Origin of the sequence: Polaromonas sp. (assembly GCF_010365105.1) — a bacterium.
Classification (GTDB): Bacteria; Pseudomonadota; Gammaproteobacteria; order Burkholderiales; family Burkholderiaceae_C; genus Polaromonas.
This window is the reverse complement of the sequence record NZ_JAAFGZ010000001.1, coordinates 175999-189582: the sequence shown is the minus strand read 5'-3', so window position 1 is coordinate 189582 and position 13584 is coordinate 175999. Positions and strand designations below refer to the sequence as shown.

Below are 13584 nucleotides of genomic sequence, written 5' to 3'. Positions count from 1 at the left end.
TGCCGCCATTCCGGCATGACCAACCAGACAATTTACGTCGATGGCGGTTGCCACGCCGCTGCCTGATTCTTCAATCCATTCGCACAAGACCGCATGAAATCCATACCTTCTGCGTTGACACTCAAACCGTCACCTCCGGTCGAGACATCGGTTGACAGGGCGTTGCATTTGCAGCTTTCCAAGTCCAGCATGGGCCTGTCACCAATCTCGCTCGGTTTGGCATTTGCAGATTGGGCCCTGCACCTTGCCGTCTCGCCGAGCCGCCAAGCGCGCCTGGGCAGGTTAGGCATGTCGCTTTCCTGGGAGGCCTGGGTCCATACCTTGCAAACCCAAACTAGCGTCGATGGGCATGACACACCAGTCCAGGAAAATGACCACCGCTTTAACGATGAAGCATGGAAATCATGGCCTTTCAAGGCACTGAAAGAAGGCTTCAAGGCCAGTGACTCCTGGCGGCGGGAATCCGCCAGAGTGGATGGCGTGGCCAAACATCACCAGCATGTCGTGGACTTTTTCAGCCGCCAATGGCTCGATGCGCTGTCGCCTTCCAACTGGCCGCTGACCAACCCCGAAGTGCTCAAGAAGAGCCAGGCGTCCATGGGGCAGAGCTTGCTTCAGGGGCAAAAAAACTATCTTCGAGACCTGAAGGAAGATTACAAGGCCCGAAGCGTCATCAGCCCCGGATCGCTCAAACCACTGACTTTCGAAGTTGGCAAGGACGTGGCGGTGACTCCGGGCAAGGTGGTGTTCCGCAATCACCTGGTGGAGCTGGTTCAGTACCTACCGACCACTGACAAGGTGCTGCCGGAGCCTTTGCTGATCGTACCCTCGTGCATCATGAAGTATTACATTCTTGACTTGTCGCCCGCCAATTCCATGGTGCGCTACCTGGTCGGCCAGGGGTATACGGTGTTCATGATCTCGTGGCGCAACCCGGATGCCCGCGATCGCGATCTGGGCATGCAAGACTACCTGCAGATGGGCGTGATGGAAGCTATGGCCGCCGTCAGGTCGCTTACGGGCGCCCCCCGCATTCACGCGATGGGCTATTGCCTGGGCGGCACGTTCCTGTCCATCGTGGCCGCCGCGCTGGGCCTGAAGGAAAATGCCGCCCGATGGGGCTATCTGCCCGAGTTGGCCACGGTCACCCTGCTGGCGTCGTTGACCGACTTTAGTGAACCCGGCGAACTTGGCGTTTTTATCGACGAAGACCAGATTCAGACCTTGCGCGAGACCATGGCACGCACCGGCTACATATCGGGGCGGCAGATGGGCGGCGCCTTCCAGTTTCTCAATTCCCGTGACTTGATCTGGGCTCGCCAGACGCATCGTTACCTGCTGGGCGAGGACGATGTGGGCAATGACATGATGAGCTGGAACACCGACGTGACGCGCCTGACCGAGCGCATGCATTCGGAATACCTGTCTTCGCTTTATCTCAACAACGCACTGGCCTCCGGGCATTACCGTTTGGGGGGCACGGGCGTGTCCCTCATAGACATCAAGGCGCCCATGCTGGTAGTGGGCACCGTGCGGGATCACGTCTCGCCTTGGCGCTCTGTCTACAAAATTCACCTTTTCACGGATACCCACACCATGTTCATCCTGGCCGCTGGCGGGCATAACGCGGGAATTGTCTCGGAGCCGGGCCACCCCCGCCGCAGCTACCAACGGGGTAGCGTGGAGCCAGGCCACGGTTGGACAGACCCGGACGAATGGGCTGTCAATGCGCCCTCGTTTGAGGGTTCCTGGTGGGAGGCCATGGACGTCTGGTTGAAGGAGCGTTCGGGCGCACCCGTAGCGCCTGCACCCCTCAATCCTGCCTGCGTACTGGGTGATGCGCCTGGCAACTACATACAAATTCGTTATGCAGACTGAGAGGCTACTCCTCCGGGAGTAGCACCTGTCATCAGTTGTACCAGGCTTGCAACCAGTTTTACTCCGGCGGCAACATCATTGCGATGCGCTCGCTCAAGCCATCGGCTCGTTCCGAGCCCGCAATTTCTTCCACTTTCACAATGATGTCGCGAGCAATAGCCACCATGGATTCACGGTCACGTGCTTGTCGCAGTTGATCTCGGTATTGATGGGCCAGTGCGGGTGCCTTTTTGGAAAACATTCGCTCGCAAATGTCAAACAGGAACATTCGGGTGGTTGCCAAGGAGCGTTTGCCGTCGAAGTTGTCGCTGGATGATCCAGGTGGTGCAACAGGGGCCGGGGGCAACTGAAGCGCTGGAGCCACCACTTTAGTCTCAAGAGCCAATGCACGGTGACCGCTTGCCTCAAGGCGGACCAGATACCCGTCAGAAATCAGCTTTTGCAAGATGCTGCCATCATCGCGCAGCAATACCTGCATTTCATCTTGCGTTTTACAACCATCCGCGAGAAAAAGTGCACCCCGTTCGCGAATATTGAGCACACGCTGCCTGGAGCTGAGTTCGCGCTTGGCCTTTTCTGACTTGTGGAGGTGCATGCACGGCGCCTAATTTTTATTTGTAATGAAGTGATGCATCGTAGAAATTTCCCGTGTCTTATTTATGACTGTTGGCTCCCGTGTCATGTTTCCATCCATCCATACAACGACCGTTAGAACAGTCAATTCCCGCCAGCGGAAGTTTTTAAAGGCACAGATAGAGAGTTGATCCGTGACCGAATTGCCGAGGCGCCGAGCAGTGCGGCTAGTTCGGCTGGCGGGGGCATGCTGGCAAAAGCATTCAGCGGTGAGCCGGGCGTTGCAGTAACTACTCTCGGCCTTTGGCGTCACGAAACTGACACCGTCACTGCCTACAGTGCCACGGTGCTGTCCCAACTGGCTTGAGATTCTGAAAGAGTTGCATGATGAATAAAACTTTCTTGGCCGCTGCCGCACTGTCGTTGGTGGCAGGCTCTGTACTGGTGGCCTGCGGCGGCAGCGATGCCATCACGGTCGCCACACCCACACCGCTGGCCGAGCCTTTCACCATCAAGGTGATGGGGTTCAACGACTATCACGGCACGCTGGAGTCGCCCGGTACGTTTGGCGAAACTACCGCAGTGCCTGCTGCCAGCCGTCCGGCCGTGGGCGGCGCGGAATTCATGGCAGCCCATATCGCGAGCCTTAAAAAGAAAAATCCGCTGAACGTGGTGGTTGGCGCGGGTGACTCGATTGGTGCCTCACCGCTGATTTCATCGCTGTTTTTCGACGAGCCTTCGGTAGAAACGCTCAACCGCATCGGCCTGGAATTCAATTCAGTCGGCAACCACGAGTTCGACAAAGGCTCGGCCGAACTGCTGCGCCTGCAAAACGGCGGCTGCAAGATGACTGCCGGTGTGGTGGACCCCAACAGCTGCCAGGGTGCAGCAGCCGGTACGCCGGTACCGTTCGAGGGTGCCAAGTTCCAATGGCTGTCGGCCAACGTAATTTCGACTGCCACCGGCAAGCCACTGTTGCCTGCGTATGGCGTCAAGACGTTCAACGGTGTCAAGGTGGCCTTCATTGGCATGACGCTCAAGGCCACGCCCACCATCGTCACGCCGTCGGGCGTTGCCGGACTGGAGTTCCGCGACGAGGCGCAAACCGTCAACGCGCTGATTCCCGAATTGCGCGCAGCAGGCATTTCCTCCATCGTCGTCTTGGTGCATGAAGGCGGCTTTCAGGCTGGCACGCTGGGCGACATCAATGCCTGCGAAGGCCAGTTGGCTGGATCAGCGATTGCCAGCATTGTCAGCAAGTTCGACAACGCCGTAGACCTGGTGGTCAGCGGCCACACCCACGCGGCCTACAACTGCATGCTGCCCAACACAACCGGCCGCCGCATCTCGGTCACCAGCGCCAGTTCGTTCGGCCGGGTGTTGACCGATATTGATGTGACGATTGACCCCTCGACCGGCGACATCATCAAAGCCTTGGCCACCAATCGGCTGGTGGTGCGCAACGACCCCGCCATCACCGCAGACACCGTGGTGGCGAAGATCGTGGCCGGCTACAAAAGCCTGGTTTCGCCGCTGGCCAACAGCATCATTGGCGGCATCACTGCCGACCTGCCCAACACCCGCACCGACGGCGCGTGCAACATGCCGGCAGGCAACCTGATCGCCGACTCACAGCTGGCGGCCACTCAGCCGGCCGGCTTTGGCGGCGCCGTGATGGCCTTCATGAACGGTGGCGGTGTGCGCAGCCCCGGCTTTACCTTTGCCTCCAGCACGGCGGGCGAAGGCAACGGCAATGTGACCTACGGCGAGGCTTTCACGGTCCAGCCCTTCGGCAACAGCCTGGTCACTTTGTCACTGACCACGCAGAACATCAAGGACTTTCTGGAAGAGCAGTTCGCCGGCTGCCTGGGCCAGTCGCCCACTGCCACCCGCTTTGCGATTCCTTCGGCCGGTTTCAAGTACACGTGGGACGGCGCCAAGGCCTGCGGCGCGCGCGTCAGCAACGTCACGCTGCGGAGTAGCAGCGTTGTTGAAACACTGGTGGACGCCAGCGGCACGGTGCAAAACCCCGCCAAGTCTTACCGCGTGACGGTCAACAACTTCATGGCCGATGGCGGCGACGGCTACGCCACGCTGGTCAAGGGCACCGACCGAATCGGCGGGGCGCAGGACATTGATGCGCTGACGGCCTACTTGGCCGACTTTAAGGCGTCCAAGGCGGCTTATGCGCCTGGCGCCAACGTGCTTGATGCAGGTACGCCACGCATTAACCGCGTAGGTACCAGCGCCATCTGCCCGGGTGGCGCCAACGTCAATCCGTGAGGAAAAAACGACAGGCGAACGGCATTTCGCCAAAATGCCGCACGGTTTTACTGATGATGCTTGGCTTGGTGGCGGTAGCTGAAGACAGGGCAATGGCGGCGGGGGCTGACGGCAACGTCCATCTACACCCTTACATGGAACAAGGGCGATCTGTACCTCCTGCTGGCGATGCGCATCATGAAGTGGAAGCAGCAACGCCAGCCCGTTTGCAGGAACGTGCTGAGTTGCTCAAGAAAGGCGAAACCGCGCTGGCCCGGCTTGACGTGACCGGCGCGCTCAATGCGTTCGAACGTGCTGCGCTGATCCTGCATGCCGCCGACACTGAAATCGCCTTGGTTCGTGCCTACATGCAGTCCGGCGACTACCGACGCGCATTGGCATTTGGCGCACATACCGCCGGCGCCCACCTTGACGAGGTGGGCGGATCGCTGCTCTATGTGTGGCTGCTGCATGCGGGCGGCCAGCCTGCCATTGCCCAGCGGCTGCTGGCCAACGCCGAAACCCGCATACCGGGCAACCCAAGGGTTCAGGCGGTGCAGCAACAACTGCGCTCGGGCATGCCGGTTGCCAGCGGCCCGCTGCTGACGCTGCCAACACGGCTGGCGCCGTATGGCGGCATGAACGGCTTGCCTGCCTCCGCCCGCGTCGTGGGCAGTGCGGTGCTGCTCCACGGCGGCACGAAAGCGCTGCTGCCTTTGAGCCTGCTGCCGGCCTCTGGCCGCCTCTGGCTACGCAACGGGCTGGGCCAGCTGGTGCAAGCCCGGACCGATCAAAAATTCAGCGCACTGGGCGTGGCGCTGGTGCGCCTGCAGAGCCGGCTACCCGTCCCAGACGACCAGTTGGTGGCCGCCAGCGATGCTTTTCCTGGAAGTCCTGGTTTCGCCGTGGAATATGCCGCAACGCCAGATGCCGCGCCTGCCTGGCCCCTGTTGCGTACCGGCTTTCTGGGCAGCGCCAGTGGAACCACCGGCGAGCGACTGCTGGGCTTAGCTCTGCCGGCCGGGCCGCGTGGCGGGCCGGTGTTTAATGCGGGCGGACAACTCATCGGCCTGGCGCTGCCGGGTCGGGTCGGGCAAGGCGGCGACCGTCTGGTTCCGGCTTCGGAACTCAGAAACGCGCTTGGTGCCACCTTCTCGGCCGTACCGCCGCAGGCAGGAATACCAGCAGCCCCTGCAAGTGCCAGACCGCGCGCCTCTGTGGACAAGATTTACGAGGCCAGCCTGAAAACCAGCCTGCAGGTAATTGCCGTGCCCTGAAAACGCGCCGGCTTTTGCTCAACATGTTGCGCCCAACAGCAGCCCCGGTTTCACCGCATTGTCACAACGCTGGGACATACTGAAAAGCTAATTCAATACAGGAGTTTGTTCCATGATGCTTCCTGCAAAACCCGCTCGTTTGGCTCATTTTGCGATGGCGGCAGTCGCCTTGCTGGTCCTTTCTGCCTGCGGCGGCGGTGATGACTCGCCAGTCAGCACTGTGCAGCCTTTTAAGACCCTGTCCAACGGGCAACCTCTGGTCATTGGCCACCGCGGCGCTTCGGGCTACCTGCCTGAACACACCCTGGAGGCTTATGGACGTGCTATCGAAATGGGTGCAGACTTTGTCGAGCCAGATCTGGTGGTCACCAAGGACGGCGTTCTGATCGCCCGCCACGAACCCAATATCACAAGCACCACAAACGTTTCTACCTTGACGAAGTTTGCCAGCCGCAAGACCACCAAAAAGGTCGATGGCGTGGACGAAACCGGCTGGTTTGCGAGCGATTTCACTCTGGCCGAAATCAAGGAGCTGGGCGCGCTGATTACCGATGCCGAGCGTCCTCAGCAGTTCAACGGTCTCTACCAGATCCCGACCCTGCAGGAAATCGTCGACTTGGTCAAAGCCCGCCGCGTTTCATCAGGCCGCGATATTGGCATCTACCCTGAAACCAAACACCCGACCTTTCACCGCGCACTCGGTCTGGGCATCGAAGACCGGCTGATTGCCAGCCTGAACGCAGCCGGCTGGAACAGCCGCAGCGCGCCGGTGCTGGTGCAAAGCTTTGAGCCCGGCAGCCTGAAAGAGATGAAGGTCAAGGGCCTAACCACCCGCATGGTCCAGCTGATCGACGCGGACGACTATGACCTGAAAACCGGCAAGCTGAGCTACGCCGCACCCTATGACCGCCCGTATGACTGGGCCGTCAACGGCGACACCCGCCTGTTCAGCGCCATGGTGACCCCCGCTGGGCTGGCCGAGATCAAGACCTATGCCGATGGGATTGGCCCCTGGAAGCCCTACATCGTGCCAATCAAGGCAACGCTGGATTCAGCAGGCAACATCGTTGACCGCAATGGCGACGGCAAGCGCGACTACAACGATGCCAGCAGCCAGAGCGCAACCAGCCTGATAGACGACGCCCACAAAGCCGGCCTGTTCGTGCATGCCTACACGTTTCGGAGCGAAGCACGCCGCCTGGCTTTTGACTACAACAAGGACCCGAAAGTCGAATACCTGCAGTTCTACCGCCTGGGGCTCGATGGCCTGTTCAGCGACTTTCCCGATACCGCGCTGCAAGCACGCAAAGATTACCTGAAGGAGTTGGGCCGCTGATCGGGGGATTCTCAAGACGTGTCGGAAAGATGAAGGGCGCGAATTAAGCCGCATGCGCCTTTCAGCTTCGGCTCATCGCAAAGAGTTGCACAATTCAGTGCTGAAACGCGCCTTCGTCATAAGCACTGGCAAAAGTCGCGGCATCGAGCATGGTCTGCTTGGCGAGGTCTTGCGTTGATTCCAGCAACTGACTTTGCCATTTCTTGCCCTGGGCATAGTCCATTAGCTCGTCGGCAATGGCCGAGCCTTGCCGACCCGCACTGCGCAACTGGCCCCACGCCACGATGCGTCCCATGGTGGCAATCACCTGCTTGATGTCCCCTTGGGACTGCTTGGCACCGTCCAGCGAGACACGGTCTTCTGAGGGCTGCAGTTCGCGCAACACATAAGCCTGACGGCCGATGAAAACCGGCTGTAAAAACGCCATCGGGACGGCCTGCAGGCGCCGCTGCATCTCCACGATGCGGTGTGCCTCGGACTTCCACTTGGGCTGTTTGACTGTCGCATGCCTGGCCAGCGACGAGGGGAAGGACGCCTTGAGATCGAGGAGGTAATGCCCGTCGGGCGACCCCTTGCCTTGCACCAGGATGACGTAGCGCTCCACACCCAGGCTGCCCGTACCCGCAATGCGGCGTGCCACGTCCAGCACCTTGAAAAACCCTGGGTCGGATTGCGCCTTGGCGAAACCAGCCATGAAGTTTTCCACCTTCTTGCGATCGGTCTTGCCTGCCGGCAAGGCTTTCTGGCCATCGACCTTGATGACGCATTTCTTGTCCTTGAGCTGCGTGCGCGAATCGATGAAGTCGCCTCGCTTGCGCTCGCCCAGGCCATCGAGCAGATCCTGCACTAGGCCATTGGCCGTGCGCGGATCGACCCAATACGCCTTGCCCTGTGCCAGCGCGGACCCATAGGCCTGCAGGAATGTCGCGCAGAGCTCCTGGGTCTCGCCTGGCTTGATCCCCAGGCTGTGGGCCGCTAGGCGCAGGCTGGTCAGCATGCGCACCACATCCCAGGTGGCTGGCGCCAGAAGGCCTTCATCGAAGTCATTCATGTCGAAATAGACCGGCCGGTTGTCGCCCTTGTAACTGCCGAAGTTCTCCAGATGCAGGTCACCACATGACCAGACCAAGGGCGCCGACTTGAACAGGCCTTTGCAGGGCAACCGATCGTAAAACAGGTGGCAGGCGCCTCGCAGAAACACGAAGGGGTCACTGCGCATCTTGGCGTACTTGAGCGCCAGCCGCTCGGGGTCACGGCCGGCATTGAAGGCACGAATTTGCTGAACCACATCCATTGTTGAAATCTCCCTGTTGATACTGGCCGTCAAGGCAACCCTGCTTCGCTGGCACACAAACTTGGCGTCAAACTTCTTATCAAACGATATAAACTGTATACCCTGTTTAATGAAGAGGTATTACACCATGACCGCCACCGACGCAACAATCACCACAGCCATTTCGGAACCAGCCCAGGCAGCCACTCCAACTCCATCTCAAACAGCCACTACAGCCATCGCGTCGCAAGATGCGGCGAATCTGCCCGCCAATGAAGGGACAGCGCCGGTGGCCAAAGAACCCGCTGTAGCGGCAAAGCCAGCAACTAAAGCACCCCCCAAGGTGTCAGCCAAAGCAGCGATGCCAGCGGCTCAAAAATCCGCCGTCGCTGCAAAGCCAGGGGTCAAATCAAACGCCAAGTTGCCCGCCAAAGCAGCCGCAACACCGGTTGCCAAAAAAACCGCAGTCGCTGCAAAGGCAGCAGTTCAAGCCGTGTCCAAAATGCCCGCCAAGCCAGCGGGTAAAACGGCACCAGCGGTGCAAGCGGTATTCAAGTCCTCGGTGAAACCAATTCTCAAGGCACCTGCCAAAGCATTGGTCAAGCAGGCCGTTAGCCAGAAAGCCGAAAAGACGCTCAAGGAGAAAAAACCGAAACTGGTGCGTGACAGTTTCACCATTCCCAAAGCGGAGTACACGGTGCTCGATGAACTCAAGCACCGTGCAGGTAAGCTGGGCACTTCAATCAAAAAAAGCGAGTTGATTCGTGCAGGTATCAAGGCCTTGGCTGCCATGCCGGATGCCATGTATTTAAGTGCATTGAAGGTTGTCCCCACAGTGAAGACCGGCCGTCCTTCCAAAAAATAGCCACTACGCAGCAGACGGCCGGCCAATACGCGCGGCAGAAATATCGCAGAAAAGCAGGAACCCTACGCCGTGGCTTGGCCAGGCGCGGCGTACTTGTCGATGTCAAGGGCTTGCCCCATACCGTCAGGTTCACGCGAACAGTTTGCGATCAATCCTGAAGAAACATGCCGTACGCCGCTACAGGTGTTGCAGAACAATAACGCAGCCGCTGTCCTTGGCGTTAAATCATGGCGGGTCAATTCTCCGCCGCTTGCAGCGCTCCACTGCAAGGCGAACATAAGCGCTCCGTATGGTGGTGGCGTACTGCATGGGTCAACAGATTGGACATTGCGCTGTGAGGCCCGGTTTGTACGCCAGCGATTTCACACGGCTGACCGCCTTCAAACTCGATCCGGTGCATGTGTGAGCCAACACACCAGAAAGTGACTTGGTTTGCGTCTCGCACTGGATCAGTCCCAAAAATTGCGGCTCGCCAAGTCTTCTCGCCGATAACTCGCGGGAAAGCGTGTCACGCAAGTGCCATTGAACTGACATTACTTCGTCACCCCCAGCGCCCAAAATTCCATCATTCCCGCATGGAGTTCGCTTCGGAGTTCAATATGAAACCCACCAGCCAGCTTGAAAAATGTGTCGCTCACACCACTGGCGCCAGCATTCACGACCTCGACAACCAGCGCCGGCGGATTGTTCGCTGCACCACGCACGCCATGACGCGCAGCCCCGGTGAACTGCGCTTCAAATCCGGCATCCGTCCACGCCCCCAAGGTCTGCCGCCCAGCCGGTTAACGTCATCCAGACGCCATGTCCAACCCAGATGGTCGGAAATGCAGTCCTCTGCCTGCTGATCTTTACGCCGTTGCAAGCCCTTTGCAAGGGCTTTTTGACAACTCTTCCGGTTGGGGCGGACTGGAAGGGGCACTGTGTGATTGCCCCGTAAACCAAGGACATTGTCATGAAAGAATTGCCTACCCCAACTTTTGCCTTTTCACCAGTTGAAATGCCTCGGAGGTCACTTCATCGAACCCCTCATGAACGCATTTCAATCCCTGTGGAGCCGAAGCCCACCCCGTTCATGGGAAAAATTTCGGTTAGCTGGGCCCGCAATCAAGATGAGGTCCGGGAAGCGCAGCGGCTGAGATACCAGGTGTTTGCACTCGAAATGGGTGCCAATTTGTCCCAGGTGCTGCCCATGCATGATGTTGATGTGTTCGACGATTACTGTGAGCACCTACTGGTGCGGGACACGACCAGCCAGGAGGTGATCGGCACCTACCGGGTGCTGACCCCGGCGCAGGCCAAGCGCGCGGGTGGTACCTACAGCGACACCGAGTTCGACCTGGCCAAGCTTGGACCCCTGCGTGAGCGCATGGTCGAGCTGGGCCGGAGTTGCGTACATGCTGACCATCGCCATGGCGGTGTAATTCTCGCGCTCTGGGGCGCGCTGGCCGAGTTCATGGCCCGCAATCGGCTCGACACCATGATCGGGTGCGCGAGTATTCCCATGCAGCACAACGGGGTGCTGGGCGGCCACGCGGCCGCCAGCATCTGGCGCCAGGTCAGGCAAACGCACCTAGCCCCTATCGACTACCGGGTCACACCGCGCTTGGCGCTGCCGGTCGAGCAGCTTGACGACTCGCTGGTGGTCGAGCCGCCCGCGCTGATTAAGGGCTATCTGCGACTGGGGGCCAGGGTGCTTGGTGCGCCGGCATGGGATCCGGATTTCAACTCGGCGGACCTGCCCATGATGATGCAGATTGCAGATTTGCCAGCACGCTACCTAAAGCATTTTTCGGTACAAACGGTGCTGGATTGATGTCGCCCCATGCACCGCAGAAGCAGAATCGGCTACTTCTGCTGCCATCATGAGGGCGGCCTCCAGTTGACCTGTCAGCAATTGCCGTAGCCGTGGAGCCACGAACAACAGACAAGACGACTGCAACGATCAGTTCTGCGCGCGTCGGGCCCTATAACGGGAACGCTGCAAGGCAAGAAACTCGGCAAAGCCTAGCATGACGCTGCTGCACAGCACCAGCAACTTGAACCCCATTTTGGAAGCGTTGAGATGTCCAATCATTTTTTGAGCCCGCAACGCTTGCCATCATCAAGGCAGATCCAGTCGCTGCCAAAAATCCAGTCAAGTTTCTTCGGCAAATCAAACAGTTTCCAGAGCATGGTGGGATCCTTGGCGTGATGGATGACTTGCAAACAATAGCCACTTTACGTGACGGTTTTGCGTCAACCCGCGTCTTGCCTTGCCCGACCTCTTTTGCTGATGACCGCAATTCATGGGTGCGTTGCCGGCTTTTGATGGATCCCGGGCGCCGGAATGGCGATTCACACGGTGCGTGAACCTTCATTACTCGAGTTGTCGGCGCTCGAAAACGTCATTGAACTGGGCGGCTCGCACCTGGACGTCAGCCTGTTGCGCCAAGTCTCCGGGCTAGGGGCGTCGCGTTATCCCATCTATGCGATCGCCCTGGGCAATCCCAGTCCCGACACACCATCAGTTGGGTTTTTTGGTGGTGTGCATGGACTTGAGCGCATCGGAGCCCAAGTGGTGATTTCCTACCTGGAAAGCCTGGTGATGCGGCTACGCTGGGACACCAGCTTGCACCGCCAGCTCGAAAGCGTTCGACTTGTGTTTATGCCGATCGTCAATCCGGCAGGCATGGCATTGGGTACTCGGGCCAATCCGCGTGGCGTAGATCTGATGCGCAACGCCCCAGTCGATGCCACTGAAAAGGTGCCTTTTCTGGCCGGTGGCCAGCGCATCAGCCCCGGCCTGCCCTGGTATCGGGGCAAATCGGGCCAGCCTCTGGAACAAGAAAGTCAGGCCCTGTGTGAGGTGGTGACGTCTGAGCTTTTGCCTCGGAAATTCAGTATTGCCCTCGACTGCCATTCTGGACTGGGCTTCAAAGACCGGATCTGGTTTCCGTATGCGCATACCAAAACACCCATCGCGCATCTGGCTGAAATGCATGCGCTCAAGGAGATTTATTTGCAAGCCTATAGTCACCATCAGTATGTCTTCGAGCCGCAGAGCGTTCAGTATCTGGCCCACGGCGATTTATGGGATCACCTGTATCTGCAGGCTTGTCAAAATAGGGAAAGCATTTTTCTACCCTTGACGCTGGAGATGGGATCGTGGTCATGGATCAAGAAAAACCCGAGGCAGGCGTTTTCCCGCCACGGAATGTTTAACCCCCTGATCGCGCACCGCGAGCACCGGGTGCTGCGGCGCCATATCGGGCTGCTGGACTTTCTGGGAAGGGCTGCTTGCGGTCACGCGCTTTGGACGCCCGCGCCTGCAGAGCGTGCCCAGCTCCATGCCGATGCGCTTGCCCAGTGGTATGGCTAGGCCCTCGAAATGCTCTGGATCTTCCTGCGCGGATTGACCCGTGAAACGGCCCATTGGGGCGGCTTCCCCGCTGATTTTGAACAAGCCCTGCCCGGATCAAAGGTGATCTGTCTTGATCTGCCTGGAAACGGTGAGCTTCACCACATGACCAGTCCGATGTCCATCGTCACGATGGTGACGTACTGCCGCGATGAACTCATCAGGCGCGGTCATCCGCCGCCCTACTTCTTGCTGGCCATGTCGCTCGGCGCCATGGTGGCGACCGAATGGTCTTACCAAGGCTCCGGTGAAGTGATGGGGTGCGTCCTCATCAACAGCAGTTTGGGTAAATTCAGCCCTTTCTACCACCGGATGCGGCCACGCAACTACCTGCCGCTTCTGCGGCTTGTCCTGCTGATCCGGGACCCTGCGGAGGCCGAGCACATTATTTTGGAGTTGACCAGCAACCGGGCGGAACAGCGCGCGCAGATCATTGATCACTGGATTCAGGCACGCATCAAGCACCCCGTTAGCCGGACCAATGCGCTCAGGCAAGTCGTGGCGGCCCTTCGGTATCGAGTCCGTTCAGGGGCGCCTGATACGGATGTGTTGATCTTGTCCAGCAAGCAAGATGCGCTGGTGCATGTCAACTGTTCCCTGGCCATCTCATCTAGCTGGAAATGCCCGATGCAGCTTCACCCAATGGCCGGACATGACCTTGTCCTGGACGATCCCAGCTGGGTGATTGAAAAGATCCAGCGGTGGTCAGGCAGGCAGTAGCTT

At 59.1% G+C, this 13584-nt stretch carries 11 protein-coding genes; 8 read left to right on the top strand and 3 right to left on the bottom strand.

The genetic code is table 11. The annotated features are described in order from the left end of the window. The first annotated feature begins 93 nt into the window (after positions 1 to 93). Entirely contained in the window at positions 94 to 1878 is a 1785-nt protein-coding gene (locus tag GZ092_RS00875; RefSeq protein WP_293633664.1) for an alpha/beta fold hydrolase, read from the top strand. 58 nt (positions 1879 to 1936) lie between these two features. Here the strand turns inward: GZ092_RS00875 and GZ092_RS00870 are convergent, their stop codons facing one another. After that, entirely contained in the window at positions 1937 to 2473 is a 537-nt protein-coding gene (locus GZ092_RS00870; RefSeq protein ID WP_293633662.1) for a hypothetical protein, read from the bottom strand. Between the two features lie 365 nt (positions 2474 to 2838). Here GZ092_RS00870 and GZ092_RS00865 point away from each other — a divergent pair, with 365 nt between their 5' ends. From GZ092_RS00865 to GZ092_RS00855, 3 genes are all read left to right on the top strand, one after another. Next, positions 2839 to 4734 (top strand): 5'-nucleotidase C-terminal domain-containing protein, encoded by a 1896-nt coding sequence (locus tag GZ092_RS00865; protein WP_293633660.1) that lies wholly within the window; start codon positions 2839 to 2841, stop codon positions 4732 to 4734. 134 nt (positions 4735 to 4868) lie between these two features. After that, entirely contained in the window at positions 4869 to 5990 is a 1122-nt protein-coding gene (locus GZ092_RS00860; protein WP_293633658.1) for a hypothetical protein, read from the top strand. Positions 5991 to 6102: 112 nt separating this feature from the next. Then, entirely contained in the window at positions 6103 to 7326 is a 1224-nt protein-coding gene (locus GZ092_RS00855) for a glycerophosphodiester phosphodiesterase (protein WP_293633656.1), read from the top strand. 94 nt (positions 7327 to 7420) lie between these two features. Here the strand turns inward: GZ092_RS00855 and GZ092_RS00850 are convergent, their stop codons facing one another. After that, positions 7421 to 8620 (bottom strand): DUF2252 family protein, encoded by a 1200-nt coding sequence (locus tag GZ092_RS00850; protein WP_293633654.1) that lies wholly within the window; start codon positions 8618 to 8620, stop codon positions 7421 to 7423. Positions 8621 to 8747: 127 nt separating this feature from the next. Between GZ092_RS00850 and GZ092_RS00845 the strand changes: the two genes are divergently transcribed. Continuing rightward, positions 8748 to 9464, top strand: a complete 717-nt coding sequence (locus tag GZ092_RS00845) for a hypothetical protein (RefSeq protein ID WP_293633652.1) — start codon at positions 8748 to 8750, stop codon at positions 9462 to 9464. 533 nt (positions 9465 to 9997) lie between these two features. Here the strand turns inward: GZ092_RS00845 and GZ092_RS00840 are convergent. Next, complete coding sequence (locus GZ092_RS00840; protein WP_293633650.1) at positions 9998 to 10228, bottom strand: hypothetical protein; 231 nt, start codon at positions 10226 to 10228, stop codon at positions 9998 to 10000. Between the two features lie 188 nt (positions 10229 to 10416). Here GZ092_RS00840 and GZ092_RS00835 point away from each other — a divergent pair, with 188 nt between their 5' ends. From GZ092_RS00835 to GZ092_RS00825, 3 genes are all read left to right on the top strand, one after another. Then, positions 10417 to 11277 carry a GNAT family N-acyltransferase gene (locus GZ092_RS00835; protein ID WP_293633648.1) on the top strand — a complete coding sequence of 287 codons (861 nt, stop codon included), beginning with the start codon at positions 10417 to 10419 and terminating at the stop codon, positions 11275 to 11277. Between the two features lie 513 nt (positions 11278 to 11790). Continuing rightward, positions 11791 to 12822, top strand: coding sequence for a M14 family zinc carboxypeptidase (locus GZ092_RS00830; protein ID WP_293633646.1), 1032 nt, complete (start codon positions 11791 to 11793; stop codon positions 12820 to 12822). 9 nt (positions 12823 to 12831) lie between these two features. Continuing rightward, the gene (locus GZ092_RS00825; protein ID WP_293633644.1) at positions 12832 to 13581 is read left to right on the top strand and encodes an alpha/beta hydrolase; all 750 of its coding nucleotides are present in this window, start codon (positions 12832 to 12834) and stop codon (positions 13579 to 13581) included. The last annotated feature ends 3 nt before the right edge of the window (positions 13582 to 13584 follow it).

Excerpts from the sequence above, each read along its gene's own strand:
- GZ092_RS00830 (WP_293633646.1), top strand. The coding sequence starts at position 11,791 with ATGGCGATTCACACGGTGCGTGAACCTTCATTACTCGAGTTGTCGGCG.
- GZ092_RS00850 (WP_293633654.1), bottom strand. The coding sequence starts at position 8,620 with ATGGATGTGGTTCAGCAAATTCGTGCCTTCAATGCCGGCCGTGACCCC.
- GZ092_RS00835 (WP_293633648.1), top strand. The coding sequence starts at position 10,417 with ATGAAAGAATTGCCTACCCCAACTTTTGCCTTTTCACCAGTTGAAATG.
- GZ092_RS00870 (WP_293633662.1), bottom strand. The coding sequence starts at position 2,473 with ATGCACCTCCACAAGTCAGAAAAGGCCAAGCGCGAACTCAGCTCCAGG.
- GZ092_RS00875 (WP_293633664.1), top strand. The coding sequence starts at position 94 with ATGAAATCCATACCTTCTGCGTTGACACTCAAACCGTCACCTCCGGTC.
- GZ092_RS00825 (WP_293633644.1), top strand. The coding sequence starts at position 12,832 with ATGCTCTGGATCTTCCTGCGCGGATTGACCCGTGAAACGGCCCATTGG.
- GZ092_RS00865 (WP_293633660.1), top strand. The coding sequence starts at position 2,839 with ATGAATAAAACTTTCTTGGCCGCTGCCGCACTGTCGTTGGTGGCAGGC.
- GZ092_RS00860 (WP_293633658.1), top strand. The coding sequence starts at position 4,869 with ATGGAACAAGGGCGATCTGTACCTCCTGCTGGCGATGCGCATCATGAA.
- GZ092_RS00855 (WP_293633656.1), top strand. The coding sequence starts at position 6,103 with ATGATGCTTCCTGCAAAACCCGCTCGTTTGGCTCATTTTGCGATGGCG.
- GZ092_RS00845 (WP_293633652.1), top strand. The coding sequence starts at position 8,748 with ATGACCGCCACCGACGCAACAATCACCACAGCCATTTCGGAACCAGCC.